Origin of the sequence: Lapidilactobacillus wuchangensis (genome assembly GCF_003946645.1) — a bacterium.
GTDB classification, from domain to species: Bacteria; Bacillota; Bacilli; order Lactobacillales; family Lactobacillaceae; genus Lapidilactobacillus; species Lapidilactobacillus wuchangensis.
This window is the reverse complement of the sequence record NZ_RHOU01000005.1, coordinates 72022-90483: the sequence shown is the minus strand read 5'-3', so window position 1 is coordinate 90483 and position 18462 is coordinate 72022. Positions and strand designations below refer to the sequence as shown.

Sequence of the window (18462 nt, the reverse complement as noted above, 5' to 3'; positions counted from 1 at the left end):
TGACACGTCAAGGGCAAATTGCCTATTCACCGCTAAAAACTTAAATTAATCGCGATGCCGTAACCATTGTTGTAGAATTAACCATAGGGTCATCAGAATTGTTGCAATTGCCCCAGCCAAAACAAAGAAACGTAACCAAGACCAGCCCAACATTTGTTCCATCAGCCAAAGGACAATGGTCAGGACTGCTAAGGAAACTGCTGAGCTGGTACTATCACCAAATAAATGCCACTTATTCAAAAGAGAACTCCACTAAGTTTAACTTACGATCACTTAAATGAGAGCTCGTAAACCAAACCTGATCATAGCTGGCGGTTGGTCCTTCTTCAGTTTGAGCAAACACTTGATTCACCAGCTCACGGTTTTCTTTCACGAAGCTAGGATCTAAACGAAAAACATGTAGCCGCATTTCTGGGAACAAAACCCCTTTACCAGCAACAGGTAAACGATCATCAAAAGCAAAAGTCACTTGATTCGTATAAACACGTGGTTCGCGAACAACATCTGGATTAGTTAAAATAAACGACATAATTGCTTGAACAATTTCTAAACGAGTCATTTCAATTCAACTCCTTTCATTACTATTAAATTGTAGCATACTCAACGTTAATATCTACTTTAAAAAGGACGGGTTCGCATGAAAAATTTAATTTTAGTCCGGCATGGCCAAACCGAAATGAACGCCAAGAGTCGCTTACAAGGTTTAATGGATGTTCCCCTAAACAAAAAGGGCCGCCAAAGTGCCCAGCGAGTTCAGGAAATTCTCGCCCCCATTTCTCTAACGGCAGCTTACACCAGCGATCTCAGCCGTGCCGTTGAAACCGCAGAAATTATTTTGGACAACCGCCAGCCAGTGGTGCCATTACAGAAGTTACCCTTATTAAGAGAATATTATTTCGGTGGCCTTGAAGGTCAGCCTGGCCTGCAAATTTTCGATCATGCCGTGACCACTTATGGCCTTAAAAATACCATTAGTTACTGGCGACGTCATCAAGGATTTCCATTAATGGTTGAAAGTTTTGCGGCGGCTGACCCGACGAAACAAGCGGAAAGTTTTGCCGCACTCAAAAACCGTGCCGAAAAGATTTTACAACTCATGCATGACGATCAGCATCAAGGCAATGTGTTGTTAGTTGCCCATAGCGTGCTATTAAGTATGATTATCTATCTAGTTGCGCCCGACGACCTACCGAAAAACCTACTTCGCAATGCCAGCGTTTCTATTTTAACGCCGACAGCCCAGGGATTTCGCACTAATGGGATCAATCTGAGCAATGCTGCTGAAATTCGCCAACATCTGAGTCAACCCTAACCTAAATTTTAAAAATAAGTCGGGATTACTACTGATTACACATTGATTAATTTTGAAATCAATGTGTTTTTGTTTTCCCCTGAACGTCAATTTTAAGGCGATCCTCGCAATTTCAACTGGAATACCATCTGACCTGGTTCGATTAAAAGCCGATTGATTTAAATTAAAACATTTTTTAAAAAAACTTTTTAGTAAATAAATCTCAAAACAATATTTACACAAGATTTAATTTAGAGTAGCATTAGTAAAGTTGTAAGCGCTGCAACAAGCACTTTATCACACTAGCGTAGAAAAATTTGGAGGAGTCAAATGAGTAACTTTTTTGTAGTTCTATTTTTATTAGCAATCATCATGCTAATTTTCGTACCAGCACGAGCACTAGTCAAGCGTCATCGACATCAAGCAACGGCCTTCGTTGGCTTAAGCACAAGTAAATGGCTGATTGGGCTATCAGCTGTGACGATTATTTCAGTTTTTGGGGCCGGCATGTCTGGCAGTCAGACTAGCCAAGCTGATCAAAAGCATTACCCCATCATCGCCGAAATAACGCCAGCACAACATAATAAATTATCGAAACGGGCCGCTGGTTTAAAAAATGAATCAAGCGATTTAAGCAAAGAATATGCTTTAGCTAAATCAACTTCTAAATCATTAAGTGCTGAAGCTGATCAATTGAGTAGCAATAAAGAAACTGCCACTGCGGCTGCAAGTAGTGAGGCCAGCAGCATTAGTTCCAGCAAAGTGGCCGCTGAAGAAGCCAGTAAACAAGCAGCAGCTGCTGAAGCCAGTCGTGCCGCAGCAAGTAGCAAGGCCGCAGCCGACCAAGCCGCGGCTCAAGCAGCTGCGAATGCTGCAGCTACCACCACTGCTGGTACTGGTGGTGGCGGTGGTGCTCAAGGTGATGTCACCACTGGTCAAGCCGGACAAATTATTGGAAACTCACGCTCTAAAATTTACCATGTGCCGGGCCAAGCTGGCTATCATATGAGTTCTGCAAATACTGTTTATTTTAATAGTGAACAGGAAGCCCAGGCAAGGGGTTATCGAAAGGCGTTGAGGTAAACATATGCAAATTAAAAAATTCAGTCATTTAGCTAAAATAACAAAGATAACCACGATTTTGCTACTGGCCGGTTTGTTAGCCGCTTGTGGTAATTCCGAGGCCCAGCAAAAACAGGCCTTAGCTCAATCCCGCTCGTCATCTTCGTACCGTCTAGCTTCAAAACACAAAACCACTTACACGAAAGAACAAAAGGTCGTCGCAAAACAAGCTAAGAAAAATAAACAGTTAGCTGAAAAAATTAGTGACTTACAAGCCGATAATGAGGTAACCAAAGGCCAAATTACTGATTTGAAAAAAGAGCTAACTGATTTGCAAGCTAAATCGGCGGCAGCTAAACAAGCTACTAGTGCGGCTACAGCAGAACCGGCACAACCAAATAGTGACGCCAACAAACTAGCCGAGCTCAATTACCAAACCGATCAAGAAATCACCGTTAACAATAACAATCCGACTTTTAGTGCGGCAGATTTAAGTAAGGATAAAGGCGCTTGGGAGAATTATGCCAATCTGGATGATCATAATCGAGCCGTGCAAGCCGATGCCCTACTCAACCAATCACTCATGCCAACTAGTAAACGTACGGCCTTAACTTGGGATCCGACAGGTTGGCATAACAAAAAAACTAGTCATGGCTGGTTATATAACCGCAGTCATTTAATTGGCTTCCAATTGGCTGGTGAGAATAATAATCCCAAGAATCTCATCACTGGCACCCAATCTTTAAATAATCCTGGCATGTTGCATTATGAAATGGATTTAGCCTATTACTTGAAGCAAAGTGCTGATCACTATGTCCGTTATCGCGTCACGCCAATTTATCGTGGCGATGAATTGGTTGCTCGTGGCGTCCAATTACAAGCCCAATCAATTGGCGATAATGATATTCATTTCAACGCCTATATTTTCAATATTGAAACTGGCTACAATATTAATTACGCAGACGGCACCAGTTCTGCTCAATAAAAACCAAAATAAAAAACGACCTCTCAATTCAGAGGTCGTTTTTATTAACACAATATTATAGGCGTTGGTTCAATTCGTCGCCAAGCTTTTCGAAGCCAGGTTTGCCTAATAAGGCGAACATGTTCTTTTTGTAAGCTTCAACACCTGGTTGGTTGAATGGGTTAATCCCATTCAAGTAACCAGAAATGCCAACAGCGATTTCGAAGAAGTACATCAAGTAGCCTAAAGTATAAGCATCTTGCTTAGGAATCCGAACTGTCATCACTGGCACGCCACCATCGGTATGTGCTAAAACAACACCTTGGTAAGCTTTGCTGTTAACGAAGTCCATTGTCTTGCCTTCAAGATAGCCTAAACCATCTAAGTCAGACTCTTCCTTAGGAATGGCAACATCATGACGAGGAGCGTCGATCTTAACAACTGTTTCCATTAAGTTACGACGGCCTTCTTGAATGTATTGGCCTAATGAGTGCAAGTCAGTTGAGAAGTTAGCAGATGATGGGTAGATACCCTTCTGATCCTTACCTTCTGATTCGCCCATTAATTGCTTCCACCATTCGCCAAAGTATTGTAAGTTTGGTTCGTAGTTTTCCAACAATTCAGTGGTGTAACCTTTACGATACAAAATGTTCCGTAAAGCAGCATATTGATAAGCTTCGTTCTTATTCAAGTCAGCGCTTGAGTATTCAGAACGAGCATCAGCAGCACCAGTCATTAATTGGTCAATATCACAGCCAGCAACAGCAATTGGTAATAAACCAACAGCAGATAAGACTGAGAAACGACCACCAATGTCATCAGGCACAACGAATTCTTCGTAACCTTCAGCATCAGCTTCGGTCTTTAAAGCGCCTTTAGCCCGGTCAGTTGTGGCATAAATTCGGCCACGAGCACCTTCGACACCATACTTAGCAACTAATTTTTCCTTCAAAACACGGAATGCGATTGAAGGTTCAGTTGTTGTACCAGACTTAGAAATAACGTTGATACTGAAATCACGATCACCAATTAATTCTAATAGATCATAAAGATAGTTAGGGCTGATTGAGTTACCAGCAAACAAAACTTGTGGAACTTTACGATCTGGTGCCATGTTATAGAATGTGCTGTTTAAGAAATCAACAGCAGCACGAGCACCTAAATATGAGCCACCAATACCAATGGCAACAAAAACATCAGAGTCACTTTGAACTTTCTTAGCAGCGGCTTTGATCCGAGCAAATTCATCCTTATCATAGTCAACTGGTAAGTCGATGAAGCCACGGAAATCATTACCAGCACCAGTACCTTCACGTAATTCAGTGTCAGCAGCTGTGACTAATGCTTGCATTTCTGCCAATTCGTTTTCATGAACAAATGGGCGTAATTTACTACTATCAAAAGAAATATGAGCCATTATTAATTATCCTCCTAATGAAAAGTAAACTCTCTTTCAGTAACTAACTTTAGCCGTTTTTTCGCCTAAATGCAAGATACTTGCAAAAAGTTACCGGGAACATTTTATCGCTTTCATTTTTTGCGTGAAAGTTTACAAAGATTGTGTGCAATTGAACTCCTCAACCAAACAAAAAAAGCCTAGGACCAGTCCTAGACTTTTTTAATTTAACATCAAAGAATTATAATTCTTCAGGAACCAATTTGATTGGACGAGTACCCATCCAGCCAATGATTTCTTCAACAGTATCTTTGATAGCTTGTGTACCAGGAGCCAATAACTTACGAGGATCGTAACCTTTGCCTTCTTGGTCTTTGTTAGCCAAGATATATTCACGAGTTGCTTTAGCAAATGCTAATTGGCATTCAGTGTTGATGTTCAATTTAGCAACACCCATTGAAATAGCCTTTTCAACTTGGTCTTGAGGGATACCTGAACCGCCGTGCAATACTAATGGAATAGAAATTGCGTCAGCTAATTCTTGTAAACGATCGAAGTGCAAGCCTTTCCAGTTAGCTGGGTATTGACCATGAATGTTACCAATACCGGCAGCTAAGAAGTCGATACCAGTTGCAGCTAATTGCTTAGCTTCGTTAACGTCAGCTAATTCGCCTTCGCCGATAATACCGTCTTCTTCACCACCAATAGAACCAACTTCTGCTTCGACAGAAATGCCTTTAGCATGAGCCAATTCAACGATTTCCTTAGTTTTAGCTAAGTTTTCTTCGAATGGTAAGTCATGACCATCAAACATAACTGAGTTGTAACCAGCAGCAATAGCTTCTTTAGCAGCTTCGTAGTTACCATGATCCAAGTGAATAATAACAGGAACAGTAATTGCCATGCTCTTCATTTCAGCAGCAATTAATTGTTGGCAAAGTTCGTAGCCACCCATATATTTAGCAGCACCCATTGATGTTTGGATCAAAACGGGAACATTCTTTTCTTGAGCAGCACTCAAAATTGCGCGAGTCCATTCCAAGTTGTTTGTATTGAACGCACCAACTGCATAATGGCCCTTACGTGCAGCGGCGAAGATTTCTGTACCATGTACTAATGTCATTGAAAAAAATCCTCCTAGTAAATCTAATTTTACCTACAATGTTACTTTATCATTTTTTGAGCCAAAATGGTAATATTTTGAAAAACTTTTTTGATTTAATGCTTCGTTTCTGAAAATACGCCTGCATTTCAGCGGTCAAAACCAGTTATTATCAATGAAAACAGAATTTCTCGCTGCTGTTGGCACAGAAATGGGTTCTGACGGCATGATCTGAACAAGCCAGTTGAAAAAAATTCAAAACCATTAAAACCTGATGAGCATTTAAAACAGAACTGATTCTGACTGCATTCGGGGCTTGCTGGTTGTGGAACGCGGCCGGCATCGATTTGAATTGATCACAGACCAAAGTTCAAAACTATTAAATACAGATGCTGATAGTGGAAACAGAACTGCGTCTGACTGCATTCCGAGCTGCTTGGCGTGGAACGCGGCCGGCGTTGATTTGAGCTTATTGCTTCGCAACAATCTCAAATACAAGCCTTGTTCTAAGTGGCCAAGCCACTAAGAACAATTTGGCGGCTGACGCCAAGATCCCTCCATTCCGTCTGGAGTTGAGTTAGTGTATTGTACATTTGTTAGTGTTTAAGTCAATTTTAGTGGAACTGAGTGGACTAATTCGAATTGCCTTCATAATTGAATAGTAGTACTAAAAAAGCCTATCTGACAGTCTCTGGATTAATCCAGAAATATTGTCAAACAAGCTTAGTTAGTTTCTACAATCTGTTTTTCTAAATAGTGGTGCTCAATTGTGTTAGTTTACACAGGCAGGGGCCCAGCGATTGGCGTCAGCTGTGAAATTATTGTTGGTGCTTTAGCACTTACAATAAGACTTGTATCTGAGACAATTTGGTTTGTAATTGGCTCAGATCAACGCCGGCCGCGTTCCACGCCCTCCTAATCACTGGGCCACTGCCGTTACTAACCTAAGGAGCGACTTAAAACAAGTTTCCAAGAAGAAAACCGCTTTAGAACCTACTTGTTTCGACGGCAAAATGGCCTGATAAAAAGCCAATACAACCAATAACCAATTACCGCGCCACATGTATTAAAAATCAAATCATCAATATCAGCCACCCCAGTTGCCAAGAAAAACTGCATCGTTTCAATTGAGAACGAAAGTAGCATCCCCAGCAAGACAGTGCTGATAAAATGCGGTCGCCTTTTTTGAAGGAGTGGCTGGAGGAGGCCAAAGGGAATAAACCAGAGAATATTGCCATAGAAGTTATAAATAAAATCAATAATCGATTGACCATACTGCAGTTTAATCGTCTCTGTCAGCGGTTGTAAATTGATCACGCTCAAAGATCGCTGCCAATAAATTTTAACTTGCCAGGGAAAATAAATTCCGCGAAAAACGGTTAGCGCCAGCAGCAATAATAAATAGAAAGTAAAAATTCCGCGCAGAATTTCTGGACCCCAGCGCCATGGTCGCCCTTTTAGTCGTAAATAAATAATCCTTAACCCTAAAAATAAGATAAAATAAAGCAAAGCCTTATCCAAGCTATAAAAAATAAGCCGAATTAACGGAAAATGATTAATTCGTTCTTGATAGTTCTCAGCCACTACGCGATAAAGCGGACCTAATAAATACATGGCAACCCATCCCTTTTGTCATGCCTAAGTTTACCAAACTTAACTTAAAAAGCAGCTAGATTTCACTTATTTTAGAAAAAATAAAGATTTTTCTGATTTTAGACAAACATTTCACACCAGCAATGACTAACTAATCAGCTGCGCTAGGTAAAATTATTTGTAAAATCATTAAGAAACAAACAGTTTTTTCGGAAAAATTGCTAAGCAGTCCCTAAAAATTGTAAAATAGGACTATTAGTATCTAGCTATTAATATGTACCAATACAAGTGTGAGGTTTTAATTTTGAAAAATAATCCAGTTATTCGCTGGCTCCAAACGCGCCTCGGTTTCTTTAGTCTGTTAGTCCTCTTACTGTGGCTCAAAACAGCATTTGCTTATTACGTCGATTTCTCTCTGGGCGCCGCGGATATTCTCCAACATCTGCTGATGATTTTTAATCCCGTGGGAACTTCCGTGTTATTGATTTCCTTTGGCTTGTATTTCAAGCGACCAAAAGTTAGTTATGCGGCAATGCTGACCATTTATATTCTTAGTACTATCTTGCTTTTCAGTAATATTGTTTATTATCGTTCAGCCACTGACTTTCTTACTTTCAACACGATCTTAAGTGCCGGTAAAGTGGCCAAGGGTTTAGGCAAAAGTACCGCCTCACTGTTGCAATGGCATGACGTCTTTCTCATCGGCGACATCGTGATTTTGATTTTTGCGCTAGTCCGCGGTTGGTTGAAAATCGACCAGCGTGTTTTTGCAATTAAGCATGCTTTCACAGTCACCACAGTCGGTGTTTTCGTCTTCCTCCTGAATTTGACTTTGAGTGAAGCGAACCGGCCCCAACTTTTGACCCGAACTTTTGACCGTAATTATATCGTTAAATATCTGGGCATTGATACTTTTCTGGTTTACGACGGTGTTAAAACCGCCCAGAATAATCAGATTCGCGCTTCAGCTGATGGCACTGATATTAACAAAATTCTCAATTACACCAATGCCCATCAAGTCCCAGCCAATGTGAACTACTTTGGCAAAGCTAAAGGCAAGAATGTAATTATCATTCATTTAGAAAGTTTCCAACAATTTTTAATTGATTTCAAAGTCAATGGTCAAGAAGTGACGCCTTTCTTAAATAGTCTCTATCATGATCAAAATTCATTGAGCTTCAATAATTTCTTCCACCAAGTTGGTCAAGGTCGTACCGCCGATGCGGAAAACATGTTGGAAAATAGTGTTTTCGGTTTGCCAGAAGGCACGGCTTTTACCACATTAGGTTCTGACAATACTTATCAGGCGGCACCGGCAATCCTAGAACAGAATGCTGGTTACACCAGCGCAGTTTTCCATGGTAATGTTGGTAGTTTTTGGAATCGGAACCATGTTTATAAAAACATCGGTTATGATTATTTCTTCGATCAAAGCTATTACAATTCCAGCCCTGATGCAATGACCACCTATGGTATCAAAGATAAATTATTTTTTGCGGAAAGTATTAAGTATCTCGAACAGCTGCAACAACCTTTCTACACAAAATTCATTACTGTTTCGAACCATACGCCTTACGTGCTTTCGAAAGAAGATAATCCCTTTGAAACTAGTGACACCTCCGATAAAACCGTCAATAATTATTTCCAAACCGCTCATTATCTCGACGAATCATTAAAAGAATTTTTCAATTACCTGGACAGTTCTGGCCTGGCGAAAAATTCACTGATCATGTTGTATGGTGATCACTACGGTCTCTCGAGCAAGAACAATACTGCCTTGGCGCCACTGCTTAACAGTGATGACAACAAGGCGGCTAGCGATGAGGATATTCAAGATACCGATGATTGGACCCCCTTTGACAACACTCAATTGCAGCGCGTTCCCTTGATTTTCCATATGCCTGGTCTTAAAGGTGGCATTCAAAAGCAATACGGTGGCGAAATTGATGTTCTGCCAACCTTGTTGCATTTGTTGGGCCAAGATACCAGCAACTATGTGATGTTCGGCCAAGATTTATTGTCCAAGCAGCATCAACAACTAGTCGCCTTTCGGAATAACAACTTTGTGTCGGACAAATATACCGTCCTTGGCGGCAAAGGAGCTAAAAGTGCTGTCTATGATAATCAGACTGGTGAACAATTAACTGATCTCACCGATAGCCAAGTTGACGAAATCGATAAATTACAAGACCAAGTAACAGAAGCCTTGTCGTTATCAGATTCCTTAAACTACAAGAACTTACTACGTTTCTATACGCCAAATAAATTTGTACCAGTTAATCCGGAAAATTATAATTATTTGGATCAAATCAACGAACTCTTAAACAAACGTACTCAATTAGGCAATGCCTCAACCTCGCTATACAGTCAATTAGGTCATTCCTCAACGTCAATGTATCATACTGACGCACCAGAAATTACTGATGCTAAAAAGGATATTGAAGAATTCCCTGACCTCGGCGACACCAGCAATTCCCAAGCTCAAGAAAACAGCCAAACGGCTAAAACAACCTCGCAGAAAAAATAACGATGACTACCAGATTGCTCCTAAGAAGCAGGCACGATCTCGGGCTCATCATCCTAGCTACAAAAAAAGCAGCGAACAATTCGATTGAATTGTTCGCTGCTTTTTTTATTTAAGCTGATATCGACTTTTAAATCAGATACTACTTAGTGGTTTCTTTTTGTTTATCAGCTGGTTTAATGCGCTGAGAATGGTCATCAAGTCGTTTAGCCTCGACTTCATTAGGGAAAGTCACCGTAAATGTTGAACCCTGATTAAGTTCACTGGCCACGGTGATTTGACCATGATGTTGTTCAACTAATGAATGAACAATCGCCAAACCTAAACCAGATTCACCATACTTAGTGTTCTTGCGCGAAGGATCGGCTTTATAGTACCGTTCCCAAATGTTTTGCAATTGATCATCGCTCATACCCATACCATTATCGCTGATTGTCACTTCAGTAGCAGTAGCCAACGCTTTAATGGTCAAGGTTACGCGGCCATTCTCAGTAAACTGGACAGCGTTTTGAGCAATGTTAAAAATCACTTGGACAAAACGATCATAATCCGCATAGACTTTCACCGGCTCAGTCGTCGTCAACACAATTTCATCACCAGCCGCTTCAGCCTTTTTAGTGAGCTGACTGACAATGTTACTCAAAGCTTCGGTGCCATTAAACGTTCGCTTATTCAAAACGATTTGATTAGCGCGAATCTTTTCATAATCCAAGTTCTCATTCACTAATCGAATGAGTCGCTTGGTTTCATTCTGCATTAATTGAATACTTTTACCCTTAGCTTCTTCGGGAATCGCATCATAAGCCAAACCTTCAAGCAAACCATTAATAGTCGTCAGTGGCGTCCGCATTTCGTGGGCGGCATTAGCCATGAACTCTTTCCGCCGTTCCTCTTGACGGGCAATTTCGCGATTAGACTCGTCTAGTGAATGAACCATTTTATTGAAATCACTGGCCAAATCATCAATTTCATCGCGACCGCGCGAAACCAGTTCCACGTCGAAATTACCATTAGCGACCGCTCGCGTTGCCGAACGAAGTCGATTAATACGCCGAATATAGAAATGAGCCAATAAATAACTTAACGCTAGGGCTACCAGCAAGGAAATGCCGAGCGCGAACAACAAATTACGTTCCATTTCCCGCATGCTTGACTTGATTCGCGTTACGCGCGAGCCAATATACATCGCCCCGACAAATTTCTTATTGCTGTCGAACCACGGATAAATCACATAAGATAATTCTGCACCATTACCAATCGCTGGCCCCTTTTCAGTGGTCGTTTGATTGGTGCTACGGTTCGTTTGCATGCGAATTACTTTGCCGGCCTTCAACTCTTTCCAGACCGCTTTGGGCAAAGCTTTGTTAATGACCGTATTAGGATAAATCACTTCATTGTTGGCATTATAAACAACGTAAACGACTTGATCATCCTGCAAGACAACCTGAACCTCATTTAGAAATTCCGTTGAAATTGGCGTGTAGCTACCAGTTTGCGAATCCTTTTCAGTGAAAATTTCACCAAAGTTTCGCGCATAACCTTCTAATTGCCGCCAATTAGTTTCATAAGCCTGACGATTATTGTAATTAATCATAGCGGCACTAACGATTAACAGGGTAGTAAAAATGACGACAAAAAAGCCAATCATTTGTTGATAAATTAGTTTCATTAACGACCTACTTCCGAATCATCGAATTTATAACCGACCCCCCAAACGGTCTGAATCACTTGTGGCCCAACTTTTTCAATTTTCTGTCTTAATTTCTTGATGTGGGCATCAACCGTCCGCTCATCACCATAATATTCATAATCCCAAACTAACTCTAATAATTGTTCCCGTGAGAAAACCTGACGTGGCTTCTTCGCCAAAGTCTTCAACAAATCAAATTCCTTCGGTGTTAATCCCGGAATTTCTTTGCCATTTAAAAAGGCTTCCCGTGTGTTAGAACTTAATTTAAAGTGATCAGTCATTACATCAAACTGACCTTGATTAACATCAACTTCTTCAGAGCTTGTTTCATGTTGGTCACTGGCCAAGTCAGCCCGCCGATGAATCGCTTTGATCCGCGCGATCAAAGTAATCGGACTAAATGGTTTGGTGACATAATCATCAGCACCTAATTCTAAACCAAGTACTTGATCACTTTCACTATCCCGTGCCGTCAACATAATAATGGGCACCGCTTTAGAAATTTCACGAATTTCCTTGGCAACTTGCATGCCATCTTTACCAGGTAAATTTAAATCTAGGGTAATCATATCCCAACCATCAGGATCGGCCTTAAATTTATCCATCGCCTCATTGCCATCATAAGCAAATTCAGCTTGCCAACCTTCTTTTTGAAAAAACATACCCATCATTTCTGAAACTGATGTATTATCTTCCACCATAAGTAACTTCATAACTTTTCATGCCCCCGTTTAGTTCATTATAAATAAAAAAGCCGGCAATTTGGGGATATTCATGCAAATACCCAGTTTTTTTCAAAAAGCCAGCCTGATATGAAAAATATTTGACGATTTATTTACGAAACTGATACTTTTGTGGCAAATGACCAATCCGCATTAAATATTGACGTAATTTATGTTCCAAATAACGGAAACTTAACCAAGACCCTAAAACAATTGCCAAGACCCATAATAAAACAAATTTATTTAATTGAAAATGATTGATCATCACGCCTAGGCTGATTTGGATCATCCCTAGTAATAATAAAGTATTGCGGCACCAACGTTGTGCCAAATAAAAGCCACTGGAGGTACTCGTTGCTAAAGCCGTTTTATAACTTAACACATTGGATGGTTGCTTGGCCGGATGGAATAGGAACACCAGACCGAATAGCAATAAGCCACCACCAAAAAGAGCATTGATCATACGCAATTCCTCCTAGATATTCTTAGTATATCATGTTTGGCCGCTAAATTATTAACTGAATCTCAGTAATTTATAAAAAATAAACCGTTTACTTCCTTGTCTGAAGCATATTTATGCAAATCAGCTCATCAGCTTGAAGCAATCTGAATGGTAAATATTATAGCACCACTAAGCTATAAATAAAGTGACCTCAAAAATCGTTACTGATTATTAAAAAAATCAGCTGAACCCCTCTTCGGGATCCAGCTGATTTATTGATGGAGGTGAGGGGCTTTACACATCATTGTTTTATAGACCCTAGATAGTCTTTTGTACACTTTTTGTACACATTACCAAAGATGATTCAAAAAGATTAGTTCCTATATACAAAAAGGCCGTCTTAGTCACGACGGCCTCAAAGCAATACTTTGAGCGCGGTGAGTGACGCTCATATTTAATTACGCTAAATCTAAATAATATTTTTAATGGTCTGCAAATATTAGTTGCTAACCACTATTTATCCAAATAAAAAAGCCTACCCCTCATATTTGAGAGATAGGCTTTTGCGTTAAATGGAATTGATATAACTCTTAATTAGTTTGTATTATTTAAATGTTCCCCAAGGTGTCGATGTCCCATTCCAGTACCATTGACGTACTGGTAAATAAACGTGCACCCCATTGTAAACGTGATGGATCCAAGTATAACTACCAATTTTAGCATATGAGTCATATTTCCACGTACCATACGCCGGTAGATACCCACCTTCTTTTGCCGCTGTAGATGGTGACCCAATGCGGTTCATGATTGGTGTGTCCCCATTAACAAATGTCGCATCCTGTGGCGTAAATCCGGCGGGAATATTGCTGTTAGCTACCGGTTTACTTGGTGCCACTGGCTTAGGTGTAGCAACAGCACCGTCAGGAGTAGATTTAAATCCTAAGCTAGCAAGGAACGCTGCGCTCATTGCTTCAACAAAGGCTTTACCGTTTGCACGCCAACGCGCTACATCACCAGCATTGTCGATAAAGAATAATTCTACCAATACTGCCACAGGATTAGGGTCATCTAAAATTCCTAAACGGCCATAGCGATTTGCAGAACTGTTTTTAGCCCCACGATTAGCAAAACCATATTTAGCGGCTGCTGCTGTGATAGCCTGTGCCGCACGAATACCTGGGCCTTTGTCAAATTGAGAATACCAGGCTTCTGTCCCATACGCGGTACCAGTACCTAAATAATTCCCATGCCATTCGATGATTGCATCAGCAGCATTGGAAGCACTAATACGTTGAACTAGTGACATATCATCGTTGTCTGTGATCACTGTATGGCCACATGCTCTCATATACGCTACTGACCAAGCACGCGCTTGGCGAGTAACATCATCTTCGACCACGATACCAACGGCACCAGGCTCACTACCTGCGTGTCCCATCCAGTTTGCAATCTTTGCCATATTATTTTACCTCCTGATTTTTAATTAATTGATTTTCAAATTTTTTATAGGCGTCAAGATAAAATTCATCTTTATCGCCGTTGTAAGTGAGCTCGTAATACATCCCATCTGGCAACGTAGTGCTGAGTAACGCTTTACTATTTTGCAACACCTTAGATGACCAAACCACGTAAACATCATCAGTAGTGATCTGCTTTTCATCTGATTTATCCAAATGTTTGTTGGCATAATCAGCCACCATTTTTTTACCTTTTTCGAAAAATTCATCTGCGTTCATTTATTTACTACCTCCTAAAAGTGATTTGACAGCATCATAGCCACCAGCGGCTACCAGCCCAGCAATTGCTCCGTCTAAGCCAGCAACTAACATACTGTCAAAGGCTGCTCGCCAAGCAAAGTAAACTACGACTCCAATTAAAAAGCCGACTGCCATGTCTAACAATGGCAACCAGCGATTATCAATCTGAGTTTGTTTAATTGCCCAAGTGATCAGGACTACCAGTAACGCAATCATTACAATTGCGCTGGCATTGGCTGTTTGGATAATTTCAATCATTCTTTTTCCTCATTTCATCTAGTTGTTTTAGCGCATCATCACGCTGTTTCTTCATTTCCTCATATAACTCATGAAGTTCGTCATGCTGCGATTTTCGTTTTGATTCCCGATAGGTTAAAAATGCTAATACTGCACCCATAATGCCACTAATATACGGTGCGTAAGTAATCAATAACTCATGCATTACCCGAATCACTCCTTCGCGCTAAGATCAGCACAAAGGCTGTGATTATGGCATTGCTAATCCAGCTCATGTAATGCCCTGTTGCGTTCCATATTAAGAATTGATATACAGTCAGAAAGCCCATAAGACCACCAGTCAATGTGAGCAAAACCCTGTTCCACTTTACGGATTTGCCTGAGTCATACACCCAGATAAGGTGGCCAACACCAACTAAAGCAAACATGAATCCCCAGATATCATCATTTACAACTTCAACTGCTTCAGGCGGCCAAATGAAGAAGCGGTCATTCATGATCAGCCAAATCCCAATTGCAATCATTCCTAATCCAAGCGCAACGTGCATCGGACTCTTTTTACATTTTGCAAACAAAGTCCCTCACCTCTTTTCGTTTGCAAAAATAAACTTATGATTTTTCAGTAATTAACTCTTCTTTTTGGTCTGCAGTCATCATCCCTGCTGATACAAAAATATCTAACTGTGAGTCTTCGTAAAGACCCATCTTGTAATACTTAACAATGTATTGATACATATTAATTTCCTCCTTTGGCCATTGCCAGTAGAATTTGAGCATTGAATTTATCCTGGTCAGCCTTGTTCTGGGCAATCTGAGCCAGCACACTAGCATTTAGCTGTTCCTGCTGAGTAGGCTGTTCTTCTGGCACTTCACTTTGCCCAGCAACCCATTGATTTCCATCCCAAACAGGATTCGTTAGATCACCAGGATCAACGTCCGTCGAATTTTCAGGCTGTTTAGTAGCTTCCAAATAATTAAACTCATATGCTCCAGTGCTTTTATCAAATAAATACCATTTATTCATTTCTAGATTCCTCCTAAATAAGATCAGTCCAATACATCTGATGGATATCAACAGAAAGATTGCTAGGGCCGCCAACAGTAAAATTTAAACGTAAACTGGTTTTTTCTCCCCCTAGACTCACTCCGACCTTATCAAAGTCATTGTTACGAGATTGCGCCCAATTCAACGGAATCTCTCTGGCGGGTACTAACTCTGCAGGAAAGTCACACAAATATTTCCCCGAATTACCAGCCAAATTACCCACAGTTGCAATAATTTCAACTAATTTTGCATCCGATGATGCAAACTTCATTACTCGCCAGTGAACGCTTCCTGTAAAACCATTACGCATTGGCTCATTATGCCAAATACTGATATCTACCTTTGACTCGACGTCGGTCTTATTAGGTTTGTTTTGATCTAGAAAATTGAAATTATCATCAATTGCCTCAGGACCATTTTCTATGCCCTTGAAAATTTTAATCAGTGCCATTATTTTTTCTCCTTTTTTGAGTTCAAAAATAGCACTGACTATGGCAGTTAATCAGTGCTATCCCGAACGATATTTATTTTTTATACAAGCTATAAAGCCCGTGGTTAGGGTATTTTTACCCCCCCCCGACTTTTTGGACGGTTAAAATATTCATATTAATATTCTCCTTATTTTTCAGTTTGAAGTGCTGCGATTTGTTCGAAAACCATCGCGTTGATTTTATCTTGTTCGGTTGGTTCCGGACTAATATCAGGATGACTTGCATTCCAAGTCTTTTCATCAATTCCTGACCAAGTATCTGTTGCCTGATCATAAGTAAAAGGTTCATATCCTTGTGGTGCCGCTAAAGTAGCATTTTCAGGAACCTTTTCACCTTTTACAATCACACCAACATGATCAAAACTTAAATCATCTTTGTAAAAATAAATTAATTTGTCCATCCTAATACCCCCAAACCGCAAAACCGATTGCATCTGCTGAATCGCTTGTATTACCTAAAAGTTGAACGTTCCCATTACCGTTAATTGATAACGTCGCCTGATCCCCGCATTTAATCACTGGAATTCTATCAGCGTGTGCCGCATATTCTGCTGGGATCCAATACATGGTAGTAGTTTTTTTGGGCAATTTAGACCAGATAACAAGTACACAGATATGAGATACCTTATCCACCGTTAGCCAAGCGGACTTTGCCGCACCGTTAACTCCTTTAATTTCTTGCATCGAACTTGTCGCGCTCAACGTGGCCAAAACAGTATTGATATTTTTAAAATTCGTATCAATAGCTGTCGGGCCGTTTTCCATTCCGTTAAAAATCGGTGATAACTCTGCCATAGTTACCTCTCCTTTTCTGTATCAAAAAAGACGCTGATTAGGCGTCTTTAAAAATAATTAATTAAAATAATGTTCCATGAATGTTTCAAGTTTATCTAACATTTTTTTGTAAGCAATCTGTTTCTGCCAGGTTAACGAACTTAAATCTATCTTGCGTAATCTATCAAAATCAACAACCGCTCTTTTAGAATTGTATTCTGAAAAATCATCTGTTCTCACGGAACCATCAAAAAAGTACTGTTTGGCTTCCTGGGCAATCTCTGGAAATGCGACATTGAGTTCAGCATCATATGAGTTGATCAGGTTTGCCTTAACCCCCTCTAATAAGGTTTGCTGTTCTGAATCGCCACCACCAAAGTCCACCATCATTTCTTCTGCGGATTTAATAAATTTCATCAGATAATCAGGTCTTGGTCCAGTGGCAAATCTATTCGTTGCCTCAATCTCGGCCATATTAGTATCTAAGAATAAAGATACCGTTTTGTTGAATTTATCCAGAGAAACATTAATCTGATCTGCAGTTTTCTGTGCTTCAGCCAATTGTTTGACAATAACCACACCAGCATCACCATATCGCAATGATAACGAGTACCAATTAATATCAATTCCAATGATCCCAATCACAGATAAAACTGTAACCGGCCATAAAACTGCCGATTCCTTAGTTAGTAAAAATGCTACTAATGGTAAAACTGCCAAAATAGAAGTTCCAATTATCCTTAAAAACAGACTAATTTTCTTTTCGCTTTTTGCTTTCATTTCTTCTCACGCTCCTCACTGACATTGTATCAGTTGGCTGTAAGCAAATCAGCATGGCTGTTAAAGTAGCTTTTGCTAACTTCGTTTGATTTTTGGCAATAACATTTAAATCACTGGTATCCATAAGATCACCTCTATCCAAAATAAATAGCTTTAGCACCGTTAAAGGCCCCAAAGCTACCGTCTTCTAACTTATTTAATTTAGTGCCGTCCGCAAAACTTGCATTTGATACTGTTAACTCGACCGTACTTGATCCACTGGCGGTCGAAATAACTTTAGCCAATAGATTGGCATTATTGCCACCACCAAACATCCCCGCTGGTTCGTTACCCAGCGGAACTAGTCCCAGTGAATACTCCTGATAGCGCAATGTAATAGTAGCACCGACTGTTAACGTTGTTGGAATAACAAACCTAACACCACGTGTCTTAACGGTCAGACTAGCCTTAGCGCTATCTCTCAACCCATTATTAGCCACAACGCCAAATGTGTAACTGGTCAGTGGCGCCAGTCCTGTGATATTAGCAGTCTTGCTAGTGACGGTAGTTTTCAGCACCGTGCCCTGATAAACCTTATATTGCATGAGGCTCTC

26 protein-coding genes are annotated in these 18462 nt (G+C 40.4%); 4 read left to right on the top strand and 22 right to left on the bottom strand.

Annotated elements, in window-relative coordinates; all coding sequences use genetic code 11:
- Positions 1-45 precede the first annotated feature (45 nt).
- Together EKM82_RS05890 and EKM82_RS05885 are read right to left on the bottom strand one after the other, a co-directional pair.
- Positions 46-240: a hypothetical protein gene (locus EKM82_RS05890; RefSeq protein ID WP_125767387.1), complete on the bottom strand. Its 195-nt coding sequence runs from the start codon at positions 238-240 to the stop codon at positions 46-48.
- Positions 233-559, bottom strand: coding sequence for a hypothetical protein (locus EKM82_RS05885; protein ID WP_125767386.1), 327 nt, complete (start codon positions 557-559; stop codon positions 233-235). Before EKM82_RS05885 ends, EKM82_RS05890 begins: the two co-directional genes overlap by 8 nt.
- Before the next feature lie 78 nt (positions 560-637).
- Between EKM82_RS05885 and EKM82_RS05880 the strand changes: the two genes are divergently transcribed.
- The 3 genes from EKM82_RS05880 (at position 638) to EKM82_RS05870 (ending at position 3338) form a co-directional block, all read left to right on the top strand.
- The gene (locus EKM82_RS05880; protein ID WP_125767385.1) at positions 638-1312 is read left to right on the top strand and encodes a histidine phosphatase family protein; all 675 of its coding nucleotides are present in this window, start codon (positions 638-640) and stop codon (positions 1310-1312) included.
- A gap of 309 nt (positions 1313-1621) precedes the next feature.
- Positions 1622-2374, top strand: coding sequence for a sunset domain-containing protein (locus EKM82_RS11755; RefSeq protein ID WP_125767384.1), 753 nt, complete (start codon positions 1622-1624; stop codon positions 2372-2374).
- A 4-nt stretch (positions 2375-2378) separates the two neighbouring features.
- A complete protein-coding gene (locus EKM82_RS05870; protein ID WP_125767383.1) occupies positions 2379-3338 on the top strand; it encodes a DNA/RNA non-specific endonuclease in 960 nt (319 codons plus the stop codon).
- Between the two features lie 55 nt (positions 3339-3393).
- Here EKM82_RS05870 and EKM82_RS05865 read toward each other — a convergent pair whose 3' ends face one another.
- From EKM82_RS05865 to EKM82_RS05855, 4 genes are all read right to left on the bottom strand, one after another.
- Positions 3394-4734 carry a glucose-6-phosphate isomerase gene (locus tag EKM82_RS05865; RefSeq protein ID WP_125767382.1) on the bottom strand — a complete coding sequence of 447 codons (1341 nt, stop codon included), beginning with the start codon at positions 4732-4734 and terminating at the stop codon, positions 3394-3396.
- Between the two features lie 220 nt (positions 4735-4954).
- Positions 4955-5836 (bottom strand): class II fructose-bisphosphate aldolase, encoded by an 882-nt coding sequence (locus EKM82_RS05860; protein ID WP_125767381.1) that lies wholly within the window; start codon positions 5834-5836, stop codon positions 4955-4957.
- A gap of 261 nt (positions 5837-6097) precedes the next feature.
- Positions 6098-6241, bottom strand: a complete 144-nt coding sequence (locus EKM82_RS11395; RefSeq protein ID WP_164508137.1) for a hypothetical protein — start codon at positions 6239-6241, stop codon at positions 6098-6100.
- A 567-nt stretch (positions 6242-6808) separates the two neighbouring features.
- Positions 6809-7429: a VanZ family protein gene (locus EKM82_RS05855; protein WP_125767380.1), complete on the bottom strand. Its 621-nt coding sequence runs from the start codon at positions 7427-7429 to the stop codon at positions 6809-6811.
- Positions 7430-7682: 253 nt separating this feature from the next.
- Here EKM82_RS05855 and EKM82_RS05850 point away from each other — a divergent pair, with 253 nt between their 5' ends.
- A complete protein-coding gene (locus EKM82_RS05850) occupies positions 7683-9935 on the top strand; it encodes an LTA synthase family protein (protein WP_191988107.1) in 2253 nt (750 codons plus the stop codon).
- Positions 9936-10074: 139 nt separating this feature from the next.
- Here EKM82_RS05850 and EKM82_RS05845 read toward each other — a convergent pair whose 3' ends face one another.
- The 16 genes from EKM82_RS05845 to EKM82_RS05775 form a co-directional block, all read right to left on the bottom strand.
- Positions 10075-11601 carry a sensor histidine kinase gene (locus tag EKM82_RS05845; protein WP_125767378.1) on the bottom strand — a complete coding sequence of 509 codons (1527 nt, stop codon included), beginning with the start codon at positions 11599-11601 and terminating at the stop codon, positions 10075-10077.
- Positions 11601-12335 (bottom strand): response regulator transcription factor, encoded by a 735-nt coding sequence (locus tag EKM82_RS05840; RefSeq protein WP_125767377.1) that lies wholly within the window; start codon positions 12333-12335, stop codon positions 11601-11603. Before EKM82_RS05840 ends, EKM82_RS05845 begins: the two co-directional genes overlap by 1 nt.
- Positions 12336-12453: 118 nt before the next feature.
- On the bottom strand, positions 12454-12807 hold the full coding sequence (locus EKM82_RS05835; RefSeq protein ID WP_125767376.1) for a hypothetical protein: 354 nt from the start codon (positions 12805-12807) through the stop codon (positions 12454-12456).
- Positions 12808-13390: 583 nt separating this feature from the next.
- Positions 13391-14245, bottom strand: a complete 855-nt coding sequence (locus tag EKM82_RS05830; RefSeq protein WP_125767375.1) for an N-acetylmuramoyl-L-alanine amidase — start codon at positions 14243-14245, stop codon at positions 13391-13393.
- A gap of 1 nt (position 14246) precedes the next feature.
- A complete protein-coding gene (locus EKM82_RS05825; RefSeq protein WP_125767374.1) occupies positions 14247-14522 on the bottom strand; it encodes a DUF6275 family protein in 276 nt (91 codons plus the stop codon).
- Positions 14523-14801 carry a lysis protein gene (locus tag EKM82_RS05820; protein WP_125767373.1) on the bottom strand — a complete coding sequence of 93 codons (279 nt, stop codon included), beginning with the start codon at positions 14799-14801 and terminating at the stop codon, positions 14523-14525.
- Complete coding sequence (locus EKM82_RS05815; protein ID WP_125767372.1) at positions 14794-14985, bottom strand: hypothetical protein; 192 nt, start codon at positions 14983-14985, stop codon at positions 14794-14796. Before EKM82_RS05815 ends, EKM82_RS05820 begins: the two co-directional genes overlap by 8 nt.
- A complete protein-coding gene (locus EKM82_RS05810; RefSeq protein WP_404802890.1) occupies positions 14978-15355 on the bottom strand; it encodes a hypothetical protein in 378 nt (125 codons plus the stop codon). Before EKM82_RS05810 ends, EKM82_RS05815 begins: the two co-directional genes overlap by 8 nt.
- 34 nt (positions 15356-15389) lie before the next feature.
- Complete coding sequence (locus tag EKM82_RS05805) at positions 15390-15515, bottom strand: XkdX family protein (protein WP_125767371.1); 126 nt, start codon at positions 15513-15515, stop codon at positions 15390-15392.
- 1 nt (position 15516) lies between these two features.
- The gene (locus EKM82_RS05800) at positions 15517-15804 is read right to left on the bottom strand and encodes a hypothetical protein (RefSeq protein WP_125767370.1); all 288 of its coding nucleotides are present in this window, start codon (positions 15802-15804) and stop codon (positions 15517-15519) included.
- 13 nt (positions 15805-15817) lie between these two features.
- Complete coding sequence (locus tag EKM82_RS05795) at positions 15818-16276, bottom strand: hypothetical protein (protein ID WP_125767369.1); 459 nt, start codon at positions 16274-16276, stop codon at positions 15818-15820.
- A gap of 167 nt (positions 16277-16443) precedes the next feature.
- Positions 16444-16716 (bottom strand): hypothetical protein, encoded by a 273-nt coding sequence (locus tag EKM82_RS05790; protein ID WP_125767368.1) that lies wholly within the window; start codon positions 16714-16716, stop codon positions 16444-16446.
- Between the two features lies 1 nt (position 16717).
- Positions 16718-17110, bottom strand: coding sequence for a hypothetical protein (locus EKM82_RS05785; RefSeq protein ID WP_125767367.1), 393 nt, complete (start codon positions 17108-17110; stop codon positions 16718-16720).
- Positions 17111-17167: 57 nt separating this feature from the next.
- Complete coding sequence (locus EKM82_RS05780) at positions 17168-17869, bottom strand: hypothetical protein (RefSeq protein WP_125767366.1); 702 nt, start codon at positions 17867-17869, stop codon at positions 17168-17170.
- A complete protein-coding gene (locus EKM82_RS11390) occupies positions 17841-17993 on the bottom strand; it encodes a hypothetical protein (RefSeq protein WP_164508136.1) in 153 nt (50 codons plus the stop codon). Before EKM82_RS11390 ends, EKM82_RS05780 begins: the two co-directional genes overlap by 29 nt.
- A gap of 10 nt (positions 17994-18003) precedes the next feature.
- The gene (locus EKM82_RS05775) at positions 18004-18453 is read right to left on the bottom strand and encodes a fibronectin type III domain-containing protein (RefSeq protein ID WP_164508135.1); all 450 of its coding nucleotides are present in this window, start codon (positions 18451-18453) and stop codon (positions 18004-18006) included.
- Between the last annotated feature and the right edge of the window lie 9 nt (positions 18454-18462).